Origin of the sequence: Reyranella sp., assembly GCF_036558665.1 — a bacterium.
In the GTDB taxonomy this organism is placed as follows: domain Bacteria; phylum Pseudomonadota; class Alphaproteobacteria; order Reyranellales; family Reyranellaceae; genus Reyranella.
On sequence record NZ_DATBFE010000154.1, the window covers coordinates 53,760 to 76,174 of the forward strand.

The 22,415-nt window shown below is 65.9% G+C and carries 21 protein-coding genes; 14 read left to right on the forward strand and 7 right to left on the reverse strand.

All coding sequences use genetic code 11. The features are described 5' to 3' along the window. Positions 1-389: 389 nt before the first annotated feature. The 3 genes from VH499_RS22760 (at position 390) to VH499_RS22770 (ending at position 4,014) form a co-directional block, all read left to right on the forward strand. Positions 390-614: a hypothetical protein gene (locus VH499_RS22760; protein WP_332055057.1), complete on the forward strand. Its 225-nt coding sequence runs from the start codon at positions 390-392 to the stop codon at positions 612-614. A gap of 516 nt (positions 615-1,130) precedes the next feature. Continuing rightward, on the forward strand, positions 1,131-2,135 hold the full coding sequence (locus VH499_RS22765; RefSeq protein ID WP_332055058.1) for an aldo/keto reductase: 1,005 nt from the start codon (positions 1,131-1,133) through the stop codon (positions 2,133-2,135). Further along, positions 2,101-4,014, forward strand: coding sequence for a tetratricopeptide repeat protein (locus tag VH499_RS22770; RefSeq protein WP_332055059.1), 1,914 nt, complete (start codon positions 2,101-2,103; stop codon positions 4,012-4,014). The genes VH499_RS22765 and VH499_RS22770 overlap by 35 nt, the downstream gene beginning before the upstream one ends. Here the strand turns inward: VH499_RS22770 and VH499_RS22775 are convergent, their stop codons facing one another. The 5 genes from VH499_RS22775 to VH499_RS22795 form a co-directional block, all read right to left on the reverse strand. Next, on the reverse strand, positions 4,015-4,479 hold the full coding sequence (locus tag VH499_RS22775; protein ID WP_332055060.1) for a YHS domain-containing (seleno)protein: 465 nt from the start codon (positions 4,477-4,479) through the stop codon (positions 4,015-4,017). A gap of 127 nt (positions 4,480-4,606) precedes the next feature. Continuing rightward, on the reverse strand, positions 4,607-5,767 hold the full coding sequence (locus VH499_RS22780; protein ID WP_332055061.1) for a mandelate racemase/muconate lactonizing enzyme family protein: 1,161 nt from the start codon (positions 5,765-5,767) through the stop codon (positions 4,607-4,609). Between the two features lie 88 nt (positions 5,768-5,855). Further along, complete coding sequence (locus VH499_RS22785) at positions 5,856-7,064, reverse strand: MFS transporter (RefSeq protein WP_332055062.1); 1,209 nt, start codon at positions 7,062-7,064, stop codon at positions 5,856-5,858. Positions 7,065-7,084: 20 nt separating this feature from the next. Next, a complete protein-coding gene (locus tag VH499_RS22790) occupies positions 7,085-8,029 on the reverse strand; it encodes an SMP-30/gluconolactonase/LRE family protein (protein WP_332055063.1) in 945 nt (314 codons plus the stop codon). 38 nt (positions 8,030-8,067) lie between these two features. Further along, positions 8,068-9,216, reverse strand: coding sequence for an aminotransferase class V-fold PLP-dependent enzyme (locus tag VH499_RS22795; RefSeq protein WP_332055064.1), 1,149 nt, complete (start codon positions 9,214-9,216; stop codon positions 8,068-8,070). 169 nt (positions 9,217-9,385) lie between these two features. On the opposite strand from VH499_RS22795, the gene VH499_RS22800 reads away from it, so the two are divergent. The 4 genes from VH499_RS22800 (at position 9,386) to VH499_RS22815 (ending at position 13,734) form a co-directional block, all read left to right on the forward strand. Next, positions 9,386-9,622, forward strand: a complete 237-nt coding sequence (locus tag VH499_RS22800; protein ID WP_332055065.1) for a hypothetical protein — start codon at positions 9,386-9,388, stop codon at positions 9,620-9,622. Positions 9,623-9,797: 175 nt separating this feature from the next. Beyond that, the gene (otsB, locus tag VH499_RS22805) at positions 9,798-10,556 is read left to right on the forward strand and encodes a trehalose-phosphatase (protein WP_332055066.1); all 759 of its coding nucleotides are present in this window, start codon (positions 9,798-9,800) and stop codon (positions 10,554-10,556) included. Continuing rightward, complete coding sequence (locus VH499_RS22810) at positions 10,553-12,355, forward strand: glycoside hydrolase family 15 protein (protein ID WP_332055067.1); 1,803 nt, start codon at positions 10,553-10,555, stop codon at positions 12,353-12,355. The genes otsB and VH499_RS22810 overlap by 4 nt, the downstream gene beginning before the upstream one ends. Beyond that, the gene (locus VH499_RS22815; RefSeq protein WP_332055068.1) at positions 12,340-13,734 is read left to right on the forward strand and encodes an alpha,alpha-trehalose-phosphate synthase (UDP-forming); all 1,395 of its coding nucleotides are present in this window, start codon (positions 12,340-12,342) and stop codon (positions 13,732-13,734) included. Before VH499_RS22810 ends, VH499_RS22815 begins: the two co-directional genes overlap by 16 nt. A 246-nt stretch (positions 13,735-13,980) precedes the next feature. On the opposite strand, the gene VH499_RS22820 is transcribed toward VH499_RS22815, so the two are convergent. Together VH499_RS22820 and VH499_RS22825 are read right to left on the reverse strand one after the other, a co-directional pair. Further along, positions 13,981-15,357 carry a CoA transferase gene (locus tag VH499_RS22820; protein ID WP_332055069.1) on the reverse strand — a complete coding sequence of 459 codons (1,377 nt, stop codon included), beginning with the start codon at positions 15,355-15,357 and terminating at the stop codon, positions 13,981-13,983. Then, entirely contained in the window at positions 15,354-16,067 is a 714-nt protein-coding gene (locus VH499_RS22825) for an alpha/beta hydrolase (protein WP_332055070.1), read from the reverse strand. Before VH499_RS22825 ends, VH499_RS22820 begins: the two co-directional genes overlap by 4 nt. 65 nt (positions 16,068-16,132) lie before the next feature. Here VH499_RS22825 and VH499_RS22830 point away from each other — a divergent pair, with 65 nt between their 5' ends. The 7 genes from VH499_RS22830 to VH499_RS22860 all read left to right on the forward strand — a co-directional run. Next, positions 16,133-16,432, forward strand: a complete 300-nt coding sequence (locus tag VH499_RS22830) for a FeoA family protein (RefSeq protein ID WP_332055071.1) — start codon at positions 16,133-16,135, stop codon at positions 16,430-16,432. Between the two features lie 56 nt (positions 16,433-16,488). Next, positions 16,489-18,351 carry a ferrous iron transporter B gene (gene feoB, locus VH499_RS22835; protein WP_332055076.1) on the forward strand — a complete coding sequence of 621 codons (1,863 nt, stop codon included), beginning with the start codon at positions 16,489-16,491 and terminating at the stop codon, positions 18,349-18,351. An 81-nt stretch (positions 18,352-18,432) separates the two neighbouring features. Next, positions 18,433-18,639: a hypothetical protein gene (locus VH499_RS22840; RefSeq protein ID WP_332055072.1), complete on the forward strand. Its 207-nt coding sequence runs from the start codon at positions 18,433-18,435 to the stop codon at positions 18,637-18,639. Next, a complete protein-coding gene (locus VH499_RS22845) occupies positions 18,636-19,451 on the forward strand; it encodes a crotonase/enoyl-CoA hydratase family protein (protein ID WP_332055073.1) in 816 nt (271 codons plus the stop codon). Before VH499_RS22840 ends, VH499_RS22845 begins: the two co-directional genes overlap by 4 nt. Before the next feature lie 5 nt (positions 19,452-19,456). Then, the gene (locus VH499_RS22850) at positions 19,457-20,725 is read left to right on the forward strand and encodes a glycosyltransferase (protein WP_332055074.1); all 1,269 of its coding nucleotides are present in this window, start codon (positions 19,457-19,459) and stop codon (positions 20,723-20,725) included. After that, positions 20,725-21,729 (forward strand): NADP-dependent oxidoreductase, encoded by a 1,005-nt coding sequence (locus VH499_RS22855; protein WP_332055077.1) that lies wholly within the window; start codon positions 20,725-20,727, stop codon positions 21,727-21,729. The genes VH499_RS22850 and VH499_RS22855 overlap by 1 nt, the downstream gene beginning before the upstream one ends. A gap of 56 nt (positions 21,730-21,785) precedes the next feature. Beyond that, the coding region (locus VH499_RS22860; protein ID WP_332055075.1) for a glutathione S-transferase family protein at positions 21,786-22,415 on the forward strand (630 nt) is incomplete at its 3' end.

The window sequence follows — 22,415 nt, forward strand, 5'->3', positions numbered from 1 at the left end:
CCGCGATCCGCAGCGAAGCTCACCGGTCTTGGCTGTCGGTCCATTTTTAAGCACAGCGTCACTGCGACATTTTGGATTGATTGTCTGTAGTTTGAACGCGGAAGGTGACACTCCGGATGTGAAGGCGGGTCTTGCCCCGAAGCCGAAGCCAATTAGTCCATAGTTCTGAAGGGATTAAAGGCGCATACAGGTCTGGCAGAGTTTACGACTGATACCAAGAACAGCGTCCAAGCCTTTAAGGACAATGCTGAATTTTCTGGCGTTACGCGACAACCGGAGATATTACTGCGGCGGAAGTGCAGAGACTTGTGGAACCTCTGTATGGCATTTGGGATGGCGCGATCGGCAATGGAGCGCGGGCGGCGCCGGACATCTTGGGAAGGTGTGGGATGAGGCATTTGGTCGTGGCCGCAAGCATGCTGCTGGGAGCATTGGCGATCACATTTGGCGCGGCGAACGTTCTGCAGGGTGTTGCGACGGCCGGGGCGAGCAAGCCCGCCGAGCCGTTCGTCGTCGACGCGGCAGGCCCCGCCACCAAGCCTTTCGGGATCACGAAGCGGATCAGCCAGACGCATGAAAGCGTTCGCGTCGAGGCTCGGCTCACCAACTGGTAGAAACCTCGGCCAGCGCCCGCAGCACGCCACTCCCGATCAAAGGCCAGCAAGCGCTCCGGGCTTTGTCCGGGCGCTTTTTGATTTGTTGTCCATCCCGCGTGGCGTGCCTCGTCCGACCGCATAGTCCTGCGATCGCTTCCACGTATTGCATCGATGGATGAAGGGTCCGGGCGTCGCCAAACCTTGACGACGATGCCATCAGCGATGAACCCGTTCCACACGATCGCCGGACTTCCGGTGACATCCATCCGCTTGTCGACAAGCTCGTGGCAGGCCTTGCCCCGCCCGGACGAGGACGAGGCGACGGCGACGCGTGACAGCGTGTTCGGTGACTGAGCTGCGCCCGACGTCATGAGCGGCCCCGCCTCGATCCTGCAGTTCGTCAGCTCATAGCTGCGCGGCCCGCCAATTGAGAAGGGCGGACCCAAATCCGCCTTTTTCACGCCGGCATTCGACGGCCCCGCCGGGCGGCGCTTCGCGGCGGCTCGTGCTAGCGTTGTGCGGAAAGGAGGGGCCATGACCCAGACCTTCACGCGAGAGCCCCGCCGGCTTGGCGCCAGCACCCTGACTGTTTTTCCAATCGGCCTTGGCTGCATGTCGTTGTCCGGCGCCTATGGCAAGAGCGATGACGCCGAGGGAATCCGCGTCATCCACCATGCCATCGATCGTGGTGTGACCTTGCTCGACAGCTCGGACATGTATGGCTGGGGCCATAACGAGACGCTGATCGGCAAGGCGCTTGCGGGCGGACTTCGCGGCAAGGTGGTGCTGACGACGAAGTTCGGGCAGGTCCAGCGGCCGGGCGGTGCGAACGGCGTCGACGGGCGGCCGGAGTACGTGAAGGCTGCCTGCGATGCGAGTCTCAAGCGCCTGAGCGTCGAAATCATCGATCTCTACTACCAGCACCGTGTCGATCCCTCGGTGCCGATCGAGGAGACGGTGGGCGCGATGGGCGAACTCGTGAAGGCAGGCAAGGTCAGGGCAGTGGGGCTGAGCGAGGCGAAACCACAAACGATCCGCCGTGCCCACGCCGCCTTTCCGATCGCGGCGGTGCAGAGCGAGTATTCGCTGCTCTACCGCAAGGAGGCCGAGGAGACGCTACAGACGACGCGCGAGCTCGGCATCTCGTTCGTCGCCTACTCGCCGCTCGGCCGCAGCCTGCTGACCGGCTCGGTGCGGCAGGTGTCGGACATTCCCGAGGGCGACGGCCGTGGGCGTCATCCGCGCTTTGCCGCCGACAATCTGGCGCGCAACCTTCAGCTTGTCTCGGCGATCGAAGCGATGGCGAGGACCAAAGGCTGTACGTCGGCGCAAGTTGCGCTGGCGTGGCTGCTGGCGCAAGGGCCTGACATCGTGCCCATCCCCGGCACCAAGCGCATCGGCCGCGTCGACGAGAATCTGGCCGCGCTCGATGTCGCGCTCTCACCCGACGACGTCGCGCGCCTCTCCTCGGCACTGCCACCTGGAGCGGCGGCCGGCACGCGCTATGCTGAGGCACAGCTCAGGGCCGTCTACCTCTAGGAGCAACTCCATCGCGACGACGGGTTCCAACGGCAGCCGCCGCCTCGCTACCATCCTGTTCGCCGACATGGCGGGCTACAGCCGGCTGATGCGCGCCGACGAGGAGCAGACTCTTACCGACTTGCGTGCGCACCTGGCCGAGCTGGTGGGTCCCGTCGTCGAGCGCTTCCACGGGCGGATCGTGAAGACCGTCGGCGACGGCTTGTTCGTCGAATTTGCCAGCGCGGTCGAGGCCTTGCGCGCTGCGGTGGAGCTGCAGCGCGGCATGGCTGAACGCAATGTCGGCGTTCCGGAAGGTCGGCGGCAGACGTTTCGGATCGGCCTGCATATGGGTGATGTGATCTTCTCGGACTCCGACGTGTACGGCGACACCGTCAATGTCGCGGCACGCCTGCAGGGACTGGCAGAGCCCGGTACCATCGTGCTGTCGAGCAGCACCCATGAGCAGGTAAGGGACAAGGTTGCGGTGCCATTCCGCGATCTCGGCCGGCGCAGCTTGAAGAACATAGACCGGCCGGTGCGGGCCTACTCCGTCGATCCCGTTACGTTGCGATCGGCGTCGTCGATTCGGTCCCGTTCTCGATGGGCGATACGGGCCGGCGCGGCCGTCGCGGTCGCGATAGCGCTCGCGGGCGGGGCCTATCTCCTGGCACCGTTCTTGCGGGCCTGGAACGGTGAAAGTACCGCCTTGCCGCTTCCGGAGCGCCGTCCGTCGGTTGCCGTTCTTCCTTTCGCCAATCAGACCGATGATCCGGAACGCGACTATTTCTCGGACGGCCTGACGGAGGACATCACCGCGGCGCTCGGTCGCTTCAAGCAGCTCACTGTCATTTCCCATGCCGCGGTGTTGCCCTATCGCGACAAGCAGTTGCCGGTTGCCCAACTTGGGCTAACGCTCCACGCACGCTATCTGGTGAGCGGCAGCATCCGGCGCGTGGACCCCCGCGTACGTGTTGTGGTCCAGCTCACCGACGCGACAACCGGAACGCAGCTGTGGGCCGACAAGTACGACGATCAACTCGTCGATATATTCGAGGTCCAGCAGCGGATTGCCCGACGCGTCGCCGGCACGCTGGCCACAAGCTTGCAGGAAATCGAGCTTCGACAGAGCCTGCGCAAGCCGAAGGCGGATCTCGATGCCTACGACTTGCTGCTGCGGGCAAGGGCGATGGCCGCCACTGCTACCCGCGCCGCCAATCGCCAGGCCCGCGAGATGCTCGAGCGCGTGACGAAGATGTCACCCGGCTATGCGGATGCCCATGCCGAGCTGGCGGAAGCCGATTTCCAGCGCGCCACCTTCGGCTGGTCCGAGTTCGCCAGCGACGACGTCGAAGCCGCCATTCGCGAAGCCCGGACGGCCTCCGATATCGATGACGACTGCGTCCTTGCGCACAGCGTGCTCGCGCGGGCCTACACCGCGCAGCAGAAATACGAACTTGGGCTCGCGGAGGCGGATCGCGCGCTGCAGATCAATCCCAGCGACAGCGACGCCCTGGCGGCGCGCGCGGCGGTGCTGCTCTGGACAGGCCGCATCGACGAATCGATCGACGCCGCCGAGTTCGCGCTGCGCCTGAACGACAGTCTGGGCCCGGAAGCGACGCTCAATCTCGGCCTCGCCTATCTTCTCGAGCGCCGTCTCACCGACGCCATCCGACTCCTGGAGACGGCACGGAGCCGCTATCCGGCCTATCCCCTGCTCGACTTCCCGCTCGCCGGAGCCTATGCCGAGGCCGGCCGCGCCGCCGATGCAACGGACGTATTGAGCGAGGGGCTGCGCAAGGATCCCCAACTCACGCTCGACACCTTCGGTTCGCGCTTTCAGGACGAGGCCCTGAAGGCCAGGCTTGGCGACAGCTTGCGCAAGGCCGGGCTCAGATGATCACTGGAACGCTTCGACCTTGAGACGCTGCCAGTTCTCGGCCGCGCGAGCGGCGTTGTTCCGCGGGTCCTTGGCAAAGTTCGCGGGACCGGCGGCGCCTGCGAAAACGTAGAGCTTCCCGTCGGAGATGATCCAGTTGTGGGGGTCGGCCTCGCGCTTCCTGCCTGCGGCCAGATTCATCGTGCAGGCTCCGCCGAACTGCGGGGCATACTTCTCGGGATTCTGCCGGAACAAGTCGCGATGATCGGCGCTGGCAAAAAGATAGCGCTGACCGTCCCACGCCAGTTGGTAGGCGTCGGCGCCCTGGACCGGCTTGCCATCGGTGAAATAAGCAACCGGGTCGTACCCCTTCAGCGCAAGGCGCTGGCCGGTCGTCGTGCCCGTTTGAGCAAATGCATTGCCCGACAGGGTCACGCCGACCGGGAGGGCGGGCAAAGCCGCCAGCACAGCACGACGCCGCATCATCGCGTCCTCCCTGAGGATGTGACTTACCCCGCGCTGCAAATGGGGCGGCGACGGGGCGAAGTAAAGAGCCGAAGCGCGCCTCTTCCTGCCTGACCCGTATGCCGGGTCGATCGCTGTACATCCGCCTTCAGGCGATCTCCTTCATCACCGACCAGAGATCGGCCTTGCGCTCGAAGCCGATGCCCGGCGTGTCCGGCAGTGCGACGCGGCCGTCGACCACCGGACAGTCGTCGGCGAAACCGCCGAACGGTGCGAAGACCTGCGGGTATGACTCGTTTCCGCCACACTGCAGGCCAACGGCGATGTTGAGCGCGAACTGATGGCCGCCGTGCGGCACGCAGCGCCGCGGCGACCAGCCATTGGCTTTGAGCATGTCGAGCGTGCGCAGGTACTCGACCAACCCGTATGAAAGCGCGGGGTCGAACTGCAGAACGTCGCGGTCGGGACGCAAGCCGCCGTGCCGGACGAGGTTGCGGGCATCCTGCATGGAAAACAGATTCTCGCCTGTCGCCAGCGGCGGCGCATATTGGGTGGCAAGCGCGGCGTGCGCCAGATAGTCGAGCGGATCGAGCGGCTCCTCGTACCAGCGTAGGCCCAGCGACTGGATGGCCCGTCCGAACTCGATGGCGGCCGGCAGATCGAACTTGCCATTGACGTCGACCGCCAGCCGGTCGCCTGTACCGACGATGTTCAGAACGGCACCGACCCGCTTGAGATCCTCGGCGAGCGGCGCCCCTCCGACTTTCATTTTCACACATGAGTAACCGAGATCGAGGTAGTGCCTCATCTCGTCTTTCAGCGCCTCGAGATCCTTGCCGGGATAGTAGTAGCCGCCGGCTGCGTAGACCCACGCCTTGGCGTCGTGATTGCCGTCGTTGTAGCGCTCGGCGAGCAACTTCCAGAGCGGCTGCCGCATGGCCTTCGCGACCGCGTCCCACAGCGCCATGTCGAGCACGCCGACGGCGACCGAGCGCTCACCGTGACCGCCCGGCTTTTCGTTGGCCATCATCGCCGTCCAGCATCTGGCGGGATCGAGCAGTCCTGCGTCGTCGAGAAGCGAGTCGGGCTTGGCGTTGAGCAGCCGCCGGACGAACCGCTCGTTGAGGAGCCCCTGTTGAGCATAGCGGCCGTTGGAGTTGAAGCCGTACCCGACCACTCGCTTGCCTTCGACCTTCAGGTCGGTGACCACCGCCACCACCGAGGCCGTCATCTGGCTGAAATCGATGTAGGCGTTGGCAATGTTGGAGCGAATGGGCGAGACGATGTCGCGAATGGCGACGATGCGCATGATGCACCCGTAACGAATAGACTATTGGCCTTCTTCTACAGACCTCTGCGGACATCCGCCAGCGATCCGGCGCTCGCGACGGCCCCGGTCATGCGGCGAATACGGCGCGACGGTTCTGCCGCAGCAGAAGCCACCACGCAACCGCGGCATTCAGGGCATTCCACGCGATGCCATTTATGAATGCGGCGCGGTAGGAGCCGGTCATGTCGAACAGGGCTCCGCCCATCCAGCCGCCCAGCGCCATGCCGACGATGGTCGCCGACACCGCGAGGCCGATCCGGGCCCCGGCTTCGCGCGGCGAGAAATATTCGCGCACGATGATGGCATAGCTCGGCACGATACCGCCCTGGAACAGGCCGAAGAGCGCCGACACGACATAGAGCGACACCAGCGAATCGGAGATCAGGTAGAGGAACAGCGCCACGGCCTGCAGCGTCGAGCCGAACAGCAGCGTCTTGATCCCGCCGACGCGATCGGCGATCCAGCCGGACGCGATCCGGCTCACGATGCCGAAGCCCAGCATCAGCGACAGCATGACGGCGCCCTGGGCCACGCCGTAGCCGAGATCGGCGCAGTAGGCGACGATGTGCACCTGCGGCATCGACATGGCGACACAGCAGCCGATGCCCGCGACGGCAAGCCAGGCCTGCAGGGCCGCGGGCGACAGGCCCAGCGCCCGCGGCGAATGCATGGAAGCGCCTGCGCCTTGCGCTTCGGAGGCGTGCTGCGCAAGCCGCCGTCTGAGCGCGAAGCCGAGCGGCAACATGGTGACCAGGCAAACGATGGCCACCGACAGGTAGGCCGACCGCCAGCCGTGATCGCTCACCAGGCGTTCCACGATCGGCGGCCAGATGGCGCCGGCGAAGTAGTTGCCCGAGGAGCAGATGGCGACAGCAAGCCCGCGTCGCTTCGTGAACCAGTGGGAGAGATCGGCGACCAGCGGGCTGAAAGTGGCGGCGGCGCCGAGGCCGATCAGGACCTGAGCGGCCGCGAAAGCCATCACGGTTGGCGAGCAGGCGGCGGCCGCGAGTCCGGCCACCAACAACAGCGTGCTCACGACGACCGTCAGGAGCGCGCCGCGCGTGTCGATGAGGCGGCCGAGGGCGACACTGCCGATGCCGAAACCCAGCATGGTCGCCGTATAGGAGAAGGAGACGTCGGCACGCGTGACGGCAAAGTCTGCCTGGATGGCGGGCAGGGCCACCACGACGGCCCACATGCCGACGCCGCCCAGGGTGCTGATGAGGACGCTGGCGGCAAGACGCCACCACGCATAACGCGAATCGACTTCACTCATTTTACTGCTTTCGATGGCAATCAGCCGCCGGCCACTCCCTGGGTGTTGACGTAGAGGGCGTAGAGGGAGTGGCTCGCCGCCATGAACAGCCGGTTGCGATAGCGTCCGCCGAAGCAGACGTTGGCGCAGCGCTCCGGCAGGTCGATATGACCGATCGGCTTGCCTTCGGGATTGAAGACGCGCACGCCGTCGAGGTCAGCGTTGCCCATGCCCCAGCCGCACCACAGGTTGCCCTCGATGTCGACGCGGAAGCCGTCCGGCGAGCCGCCCGGACCGGCATCGATCAGCACCTTGCCGTTGCCGAGCTTGGTGCCGTTGTCGAGCACGTCGTAGGCGACGATCTGGCGATGCGGCTCGGCGCGGGAGGCGACGACATAGAGCCTTTTCTCGTCGGGCGAGAAGGCAAGCCCGTTCGGGCCGGGCACGTCGTCGACCATGACGGCGAGCTTGCCGGTCTGCGCGTCGAGCCGGTAGACGGCAGGCTTGTTCTCGCTCTCGTCCTTGTGGCCTTCGTAGTAGTGCAGGATGCCGAACACCGGATCGGTGAACCAGATCGAATGGTCGGACTTCACGATCACGTCGTTGGGCGAATTGAGCTTCTTGCCGTTGTAGGCATCTGTCAGCACGGTGATGGAGCCATCATATTCGGTGCGCACGACCCGGCGCGTGTCGTGCTCGCAGCCGACGAGCCGGCCCTGACGATCGCGCGTGTGACCGTTGGCATTGTTGGATGGCTTGCGGAACACCGAGACCGTGCCGGTCTCCTCGTCCCAGCGCAGGATCCGGTTGTTGGGGATGTCGCTCCACAGCAGATACCGCCCGTCGCCGAAATACACCGGCCCCTCGGACCAGCGGCAGCCGGTATAGAGGCGTTCGACCGAGGCCAGCATCAAGCGGAGACGGTTGAACGAGGGATCGAGCACGCGTACCGCCGGATCAGGGTAGCGCTCATTCGGTTGCCACATCTTGCTTTCCTCGCCCGTCGTTCCTCTTGCCGCGCAGTCTAGCCGGCGACTTTCCTGAAGACATCGACGAAACGCTCGACGTCCTCCTCGTCGTTGTACACATGCGGACTGATGCGCAGGCGACCGAGTCGCGGTGCGGCATGGACATTCGCGGCTGCGAGCTTCTTCGGCAGATCCGCCGCCATCCCCTTGGGAAAAGCGACGCTCAGAATATGTGGCGCACGCAGCTTCTCGTCGGGCAGTCGGACGTCGAGATTGCCCAGGCCTTCCGCCAGCTTGCCGGTCAGCATCGATAGCCGCTCGACCACGGCCTCGCTGCCCCAGCCCGCCACCAGCTCCATGCCGATCGACGCCATCTCCAGGGAGATGAAGTGATCCCGCTCGCCCATGTCGTAGCGCCGCGCGTCGTCGCGATAGCGGAGGTCCCGGAAATAGATGGTGTCCTCGGCCGAAACCGCCTGGCGCGCGGCCGCCGTCTGCTCGAGCGGCTGGCCGCCCTGCCGGCGCCTGGCGACGTACATGAAGGCGCGGCCGTACGGGCCCAGCACCCACTTGTAGGTCGGAAATATCAGGAAGTCGGGATCAAGCGCTTTCACGTCGATGCGCCGAACACCGACATCATGCGTGGCATCGATCACGAAGGCGGCGCCCTGCCGCTTGAGCGCGGTGGCGATGCGCATCACGTCCAGCGCGCCACCGTCCGACCAATGCACCGAGGAGATCGAAGCGAGTGCGAGAGGTGAGGCGCCGCCGCGCTCAATCGCTTCAAGCACGGCCGATGTCCAGTCGCCGTCGGCCGGCTGCTGCACAGTGTCGACGGCAAAGCCGCCAGCTTCGGCACGGACGAGCCACTCCAGCACCGGCGAGCTGTGATCGTTCTCGAGCACGAGGACGCGACTGCCACGGGCGACAGGCAGCACCTTCCCCGCCGTCGAGACGCCATAACCGACCGACGGGATCAGCGCGACATCGCTCGGATCGGCGCCGATCAGGACGGCGGCGGCCTTGCGGGCGCGCTCATGTTGGCTCGATGCGAAATCGGCCGCCAGTTTCCACGGCTGACCTTTGCGTGCGACTGCGGCCCGCCCGGCGTCCTGCGCCGCGCGCGGCAGTGGGCTCCAGGACGCTGCGTTGAAGAAGCAGACATCGCGCGGCATGTCGAACAGCGCACGCTGACAGGGCAGCATTGGACGAACTCCATCGTCTCGGAACTCGAGACCCTAACATGGCCGCGCCTTAGTTTTTTGCGGCTTTACATGAGGAGCTCTCGTCTCTGATTACCCGACGCATCATTGAGCCGACGATGTCTGCGGCACATTTTCGGGCGGACATCGTCCTCGACCCGAGGAGGGAGAAATGAGTTTCCAGTCCCGGCCGCCGTCCGCTCAAGACTTCTTGTCGAGCGAAGTTTCGCAGCCCATGCTGCGCCAGCGTTTGCTTTTCGCCTTGGCGGTGTGGCGGGAGCGCACCAAAGCCCGACGCTGTCTTGCGCGGATGGATGCTCGCAGCCTGCGGGAAATCGGCATTTCTCCGGCCGCTGCGGCATTCGAATCCGGCAAGCCGTTCTGGCAGAAAATCGGTCCGCTGCGCTGATCTTTGCTGCTTCTTCCCACTCTCGTCATAATTATCGTTCAGGAACTGTGTATCCTCCGATACGTTAATTGCCCGCGCAGGCGCGAACGTCCGGAGGGCGTCGCCGGCGGCGTATTCCGCTCGAGTACCCGTCGCGCTATGGATGCAATGCAGCAGCGGCGAGGGAACCTCCTGGATGACACCTCCGGAACTTGACCGGAAATCGGCGCTCTTTCTCGATCTCGACGGTACGCTTCTCGAAATCGCCGCGACTCCCGAGCAGGTCGTGGTGCCGCCCGGCCTGCCCGCGCTTCTCACCCATCTCCACCATCAACTCGATGGCGCCCTCGCGATCGTGACCGGGCGTCCCTTGCCGCAGATCGACGAACTACTGCGTCCCTTCGTTCCGAGCGCCGCCGGCGAACATGGTGTGTCGCTGCGCTATGCCGACGGCACGCGCGAGGAACTTCCGGCCGGAATCGCCGTGCCCACGGCGTGGCGCGACGCACTGCAGGCCGCGGCCGAACGTTGGCCGGGCGTGCTGGTCGAGCCCAAGCCGCACGGGCTTGCCGTTCACTACCGGCTGGCGCCCGAATATGGCAACGAGGTATGGCGGCTGGTGCGCGAGCTTGTCCCGCCCGAACATCCATGGTTTCGCCTCGTGCCGGCGCGCGAAGCCGTCGAGATCGGGCTGCGTGCCGCCTCCAAGGGGCATGCGGTCGAGCGTTTGATGGCCCACGCACCCTTCCATGGCCGTCGCCCCATCTTCGTAGGCGACGACTTCACCGACGAGGCCGGCATGACCAAGGCGCGCGAGCTGGGAGGCGTGGGTTTGCGCGTCGCCGAGGCATTTGGAGGCGATCCGGCGAAGGTGCGTGCGTGGCTGGCGCAAGGCGCGCACCGACTCGACGGGCGCTCGGCGCTGCCTGCAGTGCCCAGTGGAGGGATGCCGTGAGCGGGCTCGATCTCGGCGTGGTGGGCAACTGCGCGATCGCAAGCCTGGTCGATCGCAATGCTCGCCACGTCTGGCACGGTCTCGGGCGCCTGGATGGCGATCCGGTCTTCAATGCCCTGCTGGGCGGCAACGAACCCCACGGCGGGTTCATGGATGTGCTGGTGGCGGGGGCGAAGGGTCCCGGCCGTCAACGCTATTTGCCCAACACCGCGATTCTCGAGACGACGCTGGATGGCGCAGGCGGCACGATACGGGTCATCGACTTCGCGCCGCGCTTTCGCCGCTTCGGCCGCATGTTCCGCCCGCCGATGCTGGTGCGCCGGCTGGAGCCGGCGGCCGGCCGGCCACGCATCACGATTCGACTGCGGCCGACCTTTTCCTACGGCGGGCTGAAGCCGCAGATCACCAGTGGCAGCAACCACGTCCGTTTCGTCGGCGATGCGGCCGTCGTTCGGCTCACCACCGACGGTTCGATCAGTTACATCCTGCACGAGACCGAGTTCGCGCTCGACCGGCCGCTTACCCTGATCGTGGGCGCGGACGAAAGCATTACCGAAGGGCCGGACTCGCTTGCCCGCACGTTCCTCGCCGAGACCGAGGCCTACTGGCACACCTGGGTGCGCGATCTCAACACCCCGTTCGACTGGCAGGCCGCCGTGATCCGAGCGGCAATCACGCTCAAGCTCTGCAGTTTCGAGGATACCGGCGCGGTGCTCGCGGCGTTGACGACCTCGGTGCCGGAGGCTGCCGGAACGCCCCGCACCTGGGACTACCGCTTCTCCTGGCTGCGCGACTCCTTCTTCACCGTCACGGCGCTCAACCGTCTGTCGGCGACGCGCACGATGGAGCGTTTCGTGAGCTTCATCGTCGACATCGTCGAGGCCGGGAGCTCGCGCGGCGAGGCAGACCAGATTGCCCCGCTCTTTCCTATCGCACCCGGCACGGACACCGCCGAGCGCATCATCGACACGCTGCCCGGCTACCGCGGCTATGGACCAGTGCGCATCGGCAATGCAGCGGTCGTCCAGCGCCAGAACGATACCTACGGCTCGATGGTGCTGACCGCCGCGCAGATGTTCTGGGACGAGCGCCTGCCACGCCACGGCGACTTGGAGCTCTACCGACGGCTGTGCGTGGTGGGGAACGAGGCGCACCGTGCGGCGTTGACTCCCGATGCCGGGCTTTGGGAATACCGCGAGCGCGAGGAAATCCACACTTTCTCCGCCGCCATGTGTTGGGCGGCGCAGCACAGGCTTGGCATGATCGCGCGCCGCGTCGGCATCGATTCGGAGTCGCGCGAGTGGCTGGCTCGTGCCGGCGTACTGCGGCAGGAAGTCCTGCAGCGCGCCACCGCGGCAGATGGGTGGCTGTCCGGGGTCCTCGATCGGGAGATGGCTGACGCCTCGAGCCTCGTGCTGCCCGAGATCGGCCTGCTGCGTTCCGACGACCCGCGTTTCCATGCCACGCTCGACATGGTCGGCAAGCGTCTGGTGAAGAACGGCTTCGTCATGCGCTACGTCGAGGCCGACGATTTCGGCAAACCGTCGAATGCCTTCCTGCTTTGTACCTTCTGGTATATCGATGCCCTGGCGAGCGTCGGCCGGCGCGAGGAAGCGCTCGAGCTCTTCAACAACGTCTTGGGACAACGCAATCACGTCGGGCTGTTGTCGGAGGATCTCGACCCGCGCACCGGTGAGCTGTGGGGGAATTTCCCGCAGACCTACTCGCAGGTCGGCATGATCCTGTCCGCCATGCGCCTGTCGCGAAGCTGGGAGGAAGGCCTATGGCACGCCTCATAATCGTTTCCAATCGCGTACCGATTCCCAAATCGCGTGGCGCCTCCGCCGGCGGCCTTACTGTCGCCCTGCGCGACCTGCTGACGCCGGGCACGATGTGGTTCGGATGGAGCGGGCGGTTGTCCGCCGATCCGTCGCTGCAGCCTTCGCTCGTCGAGGCACGCGGCGTCACCTATGCGACCATCGATCTCAAGGCCGACACCTATCGCGGCTTCTATGTGGGCTTCGCCAACGGCGCTTTGTGGCCGCTGCTCCATTTCCGGCTGGGCCTGATGCAGTATCGCCGCGAGGACTATGACGACTACTTGTCCGTCAACCAGACCTTCGCGGAGTCGCTCGGTCAGGTGGTGCAGGCCGACGACACCGTCTGGGCGCACGACTATCATCTAATCCCGTTCGCCCGCATGCTTCGCCAGCAGGGCTTTCACGGGCCGCTCGGGTTCTTCTTGCACGTGCCGTTCGTGCCGCCGTCGATGCTCGAGGCGATGCCGGTCGGCCGCGAGCTGGTAGCCGATCTCTGCGCCTACGACCTCGTCGGTTTCCAGACCGAGGAGCATGCGCGCGATTTCCGCGACTGCGCCCAGCGATTGCTGGGCGCCACGGTGAAGGGCGAATGGGTACGGCTCAACGGGCGCAGCATGCGCGCCTTCGCCGATCCGATCGGCATCGACGCCGAGTCGTTTCACCACGACGCCGAGCGTGCCGCGAACGACAACCTCGTAAAGCGGGTCGCGGGAAGCTTGGCCGGGCGTGCGCTCGCGATCGGCGTCGACCGGATGGACTATTCCAAGGGTCTGCCGCAACGCTTCGAAGCCTATGGCCGACTGTTCGAGCGCCACCCGGAGCATCGCCGGCGCGTCCACTTCCTCCAGATCTGTCCGCGTTCACGCGAGGAGGTCGACGAATACCGCAAGCTCCGGATCGAGCTCGATCGTCTGACGGGTCGCATCAACGGCCGCTTCTCGGAGTTCGACTGGACGCCCCTGCGCTACAGCGCCCGCGCCGCTCCGCGTACCACGTTGGCCGGCCTTTATCGCATCGGCCGCATCGGTCTGGTGACGCCGCTGCGCGATGGCATGAACCTCGTTGCCAAGGAGTTCATCGCCGCCCAGGCCGACGAGGATCCGGGCGTCCTCGTGCTGTCGCAATTCGCAGGCGCCGCCCAGGAGCTGACCGAGGCGTTGATCGTCAATCCCTTCGACCCCGACGCCATCGCCGACGCCATGCACCACGCGCTGATCATGCCGGCGGCGGAGCGCAAGGAGCGCCATCAGGCGCTGCGGGAGAAGGTGTTTCGCAGCACCGCGCAGGCCTACTGCATGCGCTTCATGGAAGCGCTGCTGTCGATCAAGGCCCAGTCGGTGCCGCGCGCCGTGGCTTGATCGCGGCGCCGCCGCTCGGCGCCAGTGGTGACCGCGTGTGGCATGGTCTGCCCTGCCAAAGCCGTCTGACTCCGTAACGTCGAAAGCTCCTTCGTTCGAGACCCGCGAGAGACCATCGATCAAAGACCGGGCGATCAACATTCGATCGAACGGATCCCAATGGGGACCGTCCAGAGCTCCGGCGCGCTCGGCGTGAATGAATGGTCTAAGTCGGCATCGGCGAAGTTGCTAACTCTCTTAGCCAATTCAAACCCAGCGCGCCGGCGAGGTGCCGAGCGGTTCGGCGGGCTTGGCGTAGAAGGCGGGCGTCTCGCTGAATTCGATGACGGGCTTGAGATGGCGCAGATGGCCAAGCGGACCGTCGCTTTCCATCAACAGGCTTGCCAGTTCCCGGTCGGGCAGGTCGGCGACGCCCGCGCTCGCGTCGACGGTGCCGAGGCTTGCGAGCCAATGTGCCACCTGCACGAGCGATACCCGCACCAGCCACGAGCCGCCCTGCTCGACGCGTCGCGCGAGGGCGACCATGGCGCCCAGCGCGCCGAGATAGCCTGCGATGTAGTCGAGTGCCTGCACCGGCAAGTTGCGCGGCTGCGGCAACGAGCCCTGCGTGGCAGCGAGTCCCGTGACGTTCTGTACGATCGAATCGAACCCGCGTCGCGACGCCCACGGTCCTTCGTGGCCATAGGCGCAGATGCTGACGCAGACGATGCCCGGCCGAAGGGCCGCAACCTGTTCGGGCGCGAAGCCGCGGTTGGCCAGTGCGCCGGGCCGGTAGCCCTGGGTGAAGATGTCGGCGTCGCCGATCAGGCTCTTCAGGATTCCCACACCGTCAGGGTCGCGCAGATCGATCCAGGCGCAGCGCTTGCCGTGGCCGGTGTCCATCAAGAGCTCGGCCTGATAGGGCAGGTGAGGCGCCACGACATGCAGCACGTCGGCACCGTTTTCCGCCAGCACGCGCCCGCTGGTTGGCCCCGCCAGCACCCGCGTGAGATCGAGCACGCGAACGCCCGACAGGGGCCGGTCGCCTGAGGCAAGCAACCGCGCTGGCGACTCGCCGATCTTCACGATGTCGATCAGCGGTAGTCGAGCAATGGCGATGCCGTGCGCATGGGCGAGCCATTCCTCGCGGCTGCGCGTCAGTCCGCCCACGCAGTTCCCGGCGGCGATCGCCTCTTCGAGCGCGACGCCATCCCATTTGGCGACCGCGGCGGCCAGCGCTTCCTTGCTGTCGCCAGCAGCACCCGAGATGCGCAATGCGCCTGCACGGTGATGCGGATGGTTGGTGTGAATGAACATATGCCGCCCATCGCGGGTCGGATAGTGGCCGGTGAGCGGATCCCATGCGACGGGCTTCTCGCCGTTGCGCCGCACATAGGTATTGGAGCGCAACGAGGCTGCGGCAGCGTGGCGATCGACGGCTACCGCCTGAGGCTTGCCGGACCGCAGGCGCCAGAGATCGGAGACGGCGAGGCCGACTGCCCCCAGCGCCGCCGCACCCGCCTCGGCGATGCGCCAGGGCGTACGGAAGACCGGGTCGCGGCCGCCGCCGATCGCGAGCGCATCGTCGGCACGTCTTTGGCGGCCAAGAAGAGCCAGGATGTCGTGGCTCAGGCCCTCGCTCATGAGTCGGCCATGATCTGCGTCAACAACGCCATCAGCGCTTCGGGGCAGGTGATGTGCGGATTGTGACTAGCCTCGATCTCATAGTATTTCCAGCCGGCCTCGCTTCTAGCGCGTTCGCCGAACTGGCGGAACACGTCTCCCGGTCGGCTCTTCTTCGCGTAGATGTAGTGGCGCGGCGGCGCCGGCTGCTTCGACGCGAGTCGAATGCCCTGCTCGAACGTCTTGATCGGCTGCGGTCGGCGGCGGGGGCTTGCCCAGGCGAGATCCTCGGGCGCGGTGTCCGGCGGCATGGGGTTGATCGGGATTCTCCAGCCGTCGCCTTCCTTGACCGCACCTGCTCGCATATTGGCTTCGGCCTTGGAACCGACGAGGTCGAACAGGCTCTGTCCGTCGCTCGGTGCAAAGGCGTCGAGGTAAATGACACGCCGGATACGGCCGCCGGCCTGGTCGGCCACGCCGGTCGCCACCATGCCGCCGTAGGAATGGCCGAGCAGGACGACGTCCCTCAGGTCCTCGAAATCGAGCACGGAAACGACGTCCTGGATGTGCGTCGCGAGGTCGATGTCGGGACGAGCCAGATGGGCGCGATGTCCGAGCCCGGTGTAAGTAGGCGAAAAAAACTCATGCCCGGCAGCTGCGAACAGAGGCCGCATCTTCTTCCAGGCCCAGGCGGCCGACCAGGCGCCATGCGCCAAAACGATACAAGCCATGTCTCCTCCTCGGACTGGCGGCGGTCCGATCTGGATGCTATTACGAAGCACTCGCAATAACCCCAATGTCCGACCATCCCCTTACCAGCGATCGCACGATAGCACTGGGCGAAGCACCGGTGGGCTTCCGTGGCCGCATCCTGGCGCTCGATGTGGATCGCGCCCAGGGGGCCGGGCTGCCGGGCCACGAGCTCGAGCGGCGACTGATCGAACTTGGCTTCGTCGAGGGCGCCGACGTCGAACTCCTGCATCAAGGTCTGTTCGGCGGCGATCCGATCGCTGTCCGCGTCGCCGCCTCGACTATCGCCTTGCGCCGGCGGGAGGCGATGGCCGTCGTCGCCTCATCTGGAGGGAGCATACCGTGAACGGCGTGGTTGATCTGGCGCCGCCACCGGCCGGAACCGCCGGCCCGCTGTCGTCCCTGTCGGCGCCGGTCGTGGCGCTGGTCGGCAATCCCAATTGCGGCAAGACGGCGCTCTTCAATGCGCTGACCGGCAGCCGGCAGAAGGTCGCCAACTACCCCGGCGTCACGGTCGAGAAGAAGACGGGTCAACTGACCACGCCCGCGGGCCGCGCCGTCAGGGTGGTCGATCTGCCGGGCACCTATTCGTTGCGTGCACGCTCGCCGGACGAGGAGATTACCCGCGACGTCGTGCTGGGCCGCCTGGCCAGCGACGTCTCGCCCGATCTGATCGTCTGCGTGGCCGATGCGTCGAACCTGCGCCTGGCGCTCAGGCTCGTGCTCGAGCTGAAACGGGTCGGGCGGCCGGTGCTGCTCTCGCTCAACATGATGGATATCGCGCGCAAGCGCGGCATCGAGATCGACCTCGAGAAGCTCGCTTCGGCCCTCGGAGTACCGGTCGTAAGCTCCATCGCCGTGCGCCGCGGCGGCACCGACGAGTTGCTGGCCGGGCTCGATCGCGCGCTCGGCCGCGATGTGACGGGCGGGCCGTCCGATTGGCATGCACCCGACGCCCGCGAACTGCGCAGAGCACAGCGCGAAGCGGATCGCTTGCTGAGGCTCGTGGTCCAAAACGAAGGCCGGCTCGATCCGGGAACGGCCAGGGCGGATGCTATCCTGCTCCATCCCGTCGCTGGTATCGTCGTCCTTCTTGCCATCCTGTTCGTGGTGTTCCAGGCCGTCTTCGCCTGGGCACGGCCGCTGATGGATCTGATCTCCGAGGTCTTCACCTGGTTTGGCGCGCTGGTGGGGGCCGCGCCGCTGCCCGAGATCCTGCGCAGTTTCCTGAAGGACGGGGTGATCGCGGGGGTGGGCAGCGTCGTCGTCTTCCTGCCGCAGATCGTGATCCTGTTCTTCTTCATCCTGCTCCTGGAAGACCTGGGCTACATGGCGCGGGCCGCCTTCCTGATGGACAAGATCATGGGGGGCGCCGGCCTGCACGGACGTGCCTTCATTCCGCTCCTCTCCTCGTTTGCCTGCGCCATTCCCGGCATCATGGCCACGCGCGTGATCGACGATCGGCGCGACCGGCTCACCACCATCCTGGTGGCGCCGCTGATGACCTGCTCGGCGCGCATTCCCGTCTATACGCTGATCATCTCGGCCTTCGTTCCAGACCGAGAAGTCTGGGGGTTCGCCGGTCTGCAGGGCCTGGTGATGTTCGGCCTCTATGCCAGCGGCATCCTGGCCGCCCTTGGCGTTTCGTTCGTGGCCAAGCGCCTGTTCTGGCGCAGCGAGGCCGGCGAGCCGTTCATGCTCGAGCTCCCCGACTACAAGATACCGCAGCTCAAGAGCCTCGCCCTCGGCATCTGGGCCCGCGCGCTGGCGTTCCTGAAGCGCGCCGGCACGACCATCCTGTCGATGATGATCCTGATCTGGGTCCTCGCCTCGTTCCCGATGGCGCCGCAAGGCGCAACCGAACCCGCGATCGACTACAGCTTCGCCGCCATGATCGGGCATGCAATCGAGCCGCTGACCCGGCCGCTAGGCTTCAACTGGCAGATCAACGTGGCGCTGATTCCCGGCATGGCGGCGCGCGAGGTAGCCGTCGGTGCGCTCGGCACGATCTACTCGATCGACGGCGGTGAGAGCGCCGCCGAGAAGATCGGCCAGGTGCTGGCCGGCCAGTGGAGCCTCGCGACCGCGCTGGCGCTGCTCGCCTGGTACGTCTTTGCGCCGCAATGCGCCTCGACCCTGGCCGTCATCCGGCGCGAGACCGGCAGCTGGAAATGGATGGCGGTGACGTTCTTCTACATGCTGGCGCTTGCCTATGCCGCGGCGCTGCTCGTCTTCCAGGTCGCCGCGGCGTTCGGCGCCAGCTGAGCCGATCCATCTTCGGGTTGGACGAGCTTTGCGCGACGGGCTATGCCGCCTGCCGATGGCTCCCGGGCATGCGGTGAGACGATGAGCGACCCCGGCGTGAAGGACAAGGTACGTGCCCTGCTTGATCGGCTGCCGGACGATTGCACCTTCGCCGACGTGCAGCGGGCGATCGCCGTGCTGATGTGGCCGAAGCAGAATGACGGCAGCCTCAGGGCGCCGGAGCGCCTGCCGCCGGAAGAAGTGAAGCGCCGTCTGCGCGAATGGTTGAAATCGGAGAAGAACGAATGAAGGACCGGGTGTCGATCGATCTCAAGGACGGCGTGGCCGACGTTCGCCTGATCCGGGCCGACAAGATGAACGCGCTCGATCCGGCGATGTTCGAGGGCATCCTGGAAGCCGGGGAAAAGCTTGCCGGAATGAAGGGCCTCCGAGCGGTGGTGCTGTCGGGCGAGGGCAAGGCCTTCTGCGCCGGCCTCGACATGGGGAGCTTTGCCGCCATGAAGGACGGCGGAAACCAGGAAGGCGACAAGGTGCCGGGCGTGCGCGATCTCACTCGGCGCACCCATGGCATCGCCAATCGGCCCCAGCAGTGTGCGTGGGTGTGGCGCACCCTTCCGGTGCCGGTGATTGCCGCGGTGCATGGCGTGGCCTTCGGCGGCGGCTTCCAGATCGCGCTCGGCGCCGACATGCGCTACGCGACCGCCGATGCGCGCTTCTCGGTGATGGAGATCAAATGGGGCCTCGTGCCCGATCTCGCGGGCACCCAGCTCATGCGCCATCTTGCGCGCGAGGATGTCGTGCGCGAGCTCACCTATACCGGCCGCATCTTCGACGGCGAGGAGGCCGAGAAGCTGGGGTTCGTGACCCGCGTCGTCGACGATCCCCGGGCCATGGCGTTCGAAACCGCGCACGCGATCGCCTCCAAGAGTCCCGATGCGGTGAGGGCGGCCAAGCGTCTGCTCAATCTCGCCGTCGCGTCCGACGCGGCGACCGGCCTGATGGCCGAATCGGCCGAGCAGCAGAAGCTGATCGGCTCACCCAACCAGCTCGAGGCCGTCATGTCGAACCTTCAGAAGCGGGCGGCCAGCTACCGGGATTGAGCAGAGTGAAGCGGAAGGTCCTCATCATCGATCCGTCCCTGCGCTCTGCCGACGGCCATCATCTCGGCGTCCTGCACCGATTTCAGACGGAACTGGCGAAACTGCACCTCGGAAGCGTGAGCCTGGTGTCGCTTCACGCGTCCGATGACCTGAGGCGCGAAGCGACACTTGTCCCGACGTTCGAGAAGTCCATCTACTATCGCACGCAATGGACCCCGGCGGAATTCGACGACGGCGCACGGACGTTTTGCGCGGACTTGCGCCGCGCGATGCGAGAGGTGCGCATCCGGCCCGACATCATGATTTTTCCTGCGGCGGATCAGGTCACCCTGTCGGGTTTGGCCCGCTATCTGGCCCGCCATCGGCGCCGAAATCCTCCCGAGGTCCTGCTCTGGCTGATGATGGCGCCGCACTACAAGAAGTCCATCGACGATCCGTCCACGGCGAGCCTCATGGTCGAATACCAGGAGGCTTTCGACGCCCTGCGCAGGGCGGTGGCCAACGATGCCCGGATTCACGTCTGCTGTGAGACAAGCGCGATGGCTGCCGCCTATGCGCCTCATGTGGGACTCAAGATAGAAACCGTGATCGTTCACAAGCTCATCGAACGCCCGAGAGAGCGGCGCGTCCGTGGACCGGGTGATCCGATCAAGGTCGTCTGCACCGGCAACGCCAACGCCGCGAAGGGCTATTCCCTGCTCGCGGACGCCATCGATGGCCTGAACCGGGCACGCGACGATCTCGAGTTCCTGATCCACGGCACGGTCGAGCAGACGGACTACCCGGAAGGCCGGCAGGTCCTGCAACGTTTGGCGGGACTTGCTCCCAACGTCACGGTGCGAACCGACGTGCTGTCGACAGAGGACTATCTCGCCTGGCTGTCGCGGGCCGACCTCCTTCTCCAACCCTACGATCCGTTGGTCTACCGGACGCGTGGTTCGGGCGTGTTCGCCGAGGCGATGAAGCTCGGCATTCCCGTTGTCGCCACGAACGGTTGCGACTTCTCCAGGGCCGCGATCGAGCAGGGCAGGGCCGTCGGCATGGAGGACTTCAGCGCCGAGAGCCTGGTGCGCGCCGTCCTGACCGCGGCAGACGGCCTCGAGGAGATTTCCGTCCGTGCAGCAAGCTTCGCGGCAAGCCTTGGCGTCGACAGGAGCCTCGAGATGCTGCTTGCGAGGACCGCCGCAGCCGCCAAGACGCGGCAAGGATGGTTCGACAAGGCGCTGAAGCAATGGCCATGGAGCGCGGCCACCCAGCACGATCGCGTTGCCTGATCGGAGAAGCCATGAATCGCCAGTGGCTCTATGCCAAGCCGCCCGTCGGCAAGATCGCCGAAGATACGTTCCAGTGGGTCGAGACGGCCATTCCCGTGCCGCGCGACGGCGAGGCGCTGGTGAGGACACGCATGCTGTCGCTCGATCCTGCCAACCGTGCATGGATGATGGGCAAGACCTATCGCGATGCGCTGGAGCCGGGCCGAGTGATGAGCGGCTTTGCGATCGGCGAGGTCGTGGAGTCGAAGGCGCCGGGCCTCGCCAAGGGCGATATCGTCGAGGGCGACTGGGGCTGGCAGGACTATGCCGCGCTCCCGGTACGACAACTTGCGAAGCGTGACACGAAGGCGCCGCTCGAGCTGCTGATCGGGCCGCTCAGCGTCACCGGTCTCACCGCCTATTTCGGCTTGCTCGAGGTGGGACGGCCCAAGCCCGGTGACACGGTGCTGGTCTCGGCCGCAGCCGGCGCCGTCGGCTCCATGGTGGGCCAGATCGCGAGGCTCGCCGGCTGTCGCGTGGTCGGCACGGCGGGCGGGCAGGACAAGTGTGACTGGCTTACGGCGGAACTCGGCTTCGATGCGGCGGTCGACTACAAGGCCGGCGCGGTGCGGCGCGCCCTGGCTGCTGCCTGTCCGGACGGTGTCGACGTCTATTTCGACAACACTGGCGGGCCTGTGCTCGAAGCCGCCCTGTCGCTGATGAACCTGCGCGGGCGCATCGTTTGTTGCGGCAACGTCTCGCAATACGACGTCGAGAAGCCTGCGCCGGGCCCGATGGCCGTGCCGGGACTGGTGGTGACCAAGCGCCTGCGCCTGGAAGGCTTCATCGTCATGGATTTCTACGACCGCCGCGGCGAGGCCGAGGCGCGCCTCGCGAAGTGGGTGGCGGACGGCCGGATCAAGGCGATCGTCGACGTGGTCGACGGCCTCGAGAACGCGCCCGAGGCGCTGATCGGCCTGTTCGATGGCAAGAACCGCGGCAAGAGGGCGGTGCGCGTTGGTTGACAGTGAATGTCCCTGGCGATACCTAACCATCAAGTTAAGTATTTTGAGGCGTTCCCATGTCGCTGGTCCTGCACGGCCATCCCTTCTCGTCCTACACGCAAAAGATCCTGACTGCGCTCTACGAAAACGTGACGCCGTTTGCCTGGTGCGTGCTGGACGGGCCGGCCGCCTTCGAGGAGCTCGCCGGGATGTGGCCGATCCGGCTGATGCCGGTGCTGGTCGACAGCGGCATGCCCGTCATCGAATCGACCATCATCATTGAACATCTGACGCTCGCCCATCCGGGGCCCGTTTGTCTCATCCCGACCGACCCGAAGGCGGCGCTCAAAGTGCGCTTCCTCGACCGTTTCTTCGATTGGTACATCATGACGCCGATGCAGAAGATCGTCGGCGACAAACTGCGTCAGGAGGGCGAACGCGATCCCAAGGGGGTCGCCGACGCCAAGTCGAGGCTGGACGTGTCCTATGGCTGGCTGGAAAAGGAGCTGTCCGGCCGGCAGTGGGCCGCAGGTGATGTCTTCACGCTCGCCGACTGCGCCGCCGCGCCGGCACTCTTCTACGCCGATTGGGTACACCCGATCGGCGTAGAATTCGGTATGGTGCGGGCCTATCGAGCGCGATTGCTCGCGCGTCCGTCCTTCGCCCGCGCCGTCGAGGAAGCGCGGCCGTTCCGGCCGCTTTTTCCA

What these genes read in the sequence shown, in the direction of transcription:
- VH499_RS22760 (WP_332055057.1), top strand. Translation starts at nt 390, where the DNA reads ATGAGGCATTTGGTCGTGGCCGCAAGCATGCTGCTGGGAGCATTGGCG.
- VH499_RS22765 (WP_332055058.1), top strand. Translation starts at nt 1,131, where the DNA reads ATGACCCAGACCTTCACGCGAGAGCCCCGCCGGCTTGGCGCCAGCACC.
- VH499_RS22770 (WP_332055059.1), top strand. Translation starts at nt 2,101, where the DNA reads ATGCTGAGGCACAGCTCAGGGCCGTCTACCTCTAGGAGCAACTCCATC.
- VH499_RS22775 (WP_332055060.1), bottom strand. Translation starts at nt 4,479, where the DNA reads ATGATGCGGCGTCGTGCTGTGCTGGCGGCTTTGCCCGCCCTCCCGGTC.
- VH499_RS22780 (WP_332055061.1), bottom strand. Translation starts at nt 5,767, where the DNA reads ATGCGCATCGTCGCCATTCGCGACATCGTCTCGCCCATTCGCTCCAAC.
- VH499_RS22785 (WP_332055062.1), bottom strand. Translation starts at nt 7,064, where the DNA reads ATGAGTGAAGTCGATTCGCGTTATGCGTGGTGGCGTCTTGCCGCCAGC.
- VH499_RS22790 (WP_332055063.1), bottom strand. Translation starts at nt 8,029, where the DNA reads ATGTGGCAACCGAATGAGCGCTACCCTGATCCGGCGGTACGCGTGCTC.
- VH499_RS22795 (WP_332055064.1), bottom strand. Translation starts at nt 9,216, where the DNA reads ATGCTGCCCTGTCAGCGTGCGCTGTTCGACATGCCGCGCGATGTCTGC.
- VH499_RS22800 (WP_332055065.1), top strand. Translation starts at nt 9,386, where the DNA reads ATGAGTTTCCAGTCCCGGCCGCCGTCCGCTCAAGACTTCTTGTCGAGC.
- otsB (WP_332055066.1), top strand. Translation starts at nt 9,798, where the DNA reads ATGACACCTCCGGAACTTGACCGGAAATCGGCGCTCTTTCTCGATCTC.
- VH499_RS22815 (WP_332055068.1), top strand. Translation starts at nt 12,340, where the DNA reads ATGGCACGCCTCATAATCGTTTCCAATCGCGTACCGATTCCCAAATCG.
- VH499_RS22820 (WP_332055069.1), bottom strand. Translation starts at nt 15,357, where the DNA reads ATGAGCGAGGGCCTGAGCCACGACATCCTGGCTCTTCTTGGCCGCCAA.
- VH499_RS22825 (WP_332055070.1), bottom strand. Translation starts at nt 16,067, where the DNA reads ATGGCTTGTATCGTTTTGGCGCATGGCGCCTGGTCGGCCGCCTGGGCC.
- VH499_RS22830 (WP_332055071.1), top strand. Translation starts at nt 16,133, where the DNA reads ATGTCCGACCATCCCCTTACCAGCGATCGCACGATAGCACTGGGCGAA.
- VH499_RS22840 (WP_332055072.1), top strand. Translation starts at nt 18,433, where the DNA reads ATGAGCGACCCCGGCGTGAAGGACAAGGTACGTGCCCTGCTTGATCGG.
- VH499_RS22845 (WP_332055073.1), top strand. Translation starts at nt 18,636, where the DNA reads ATGAAGGACCGGGTGTCGATCGATCTCAAGGACGGCGTGGCCGACGTT.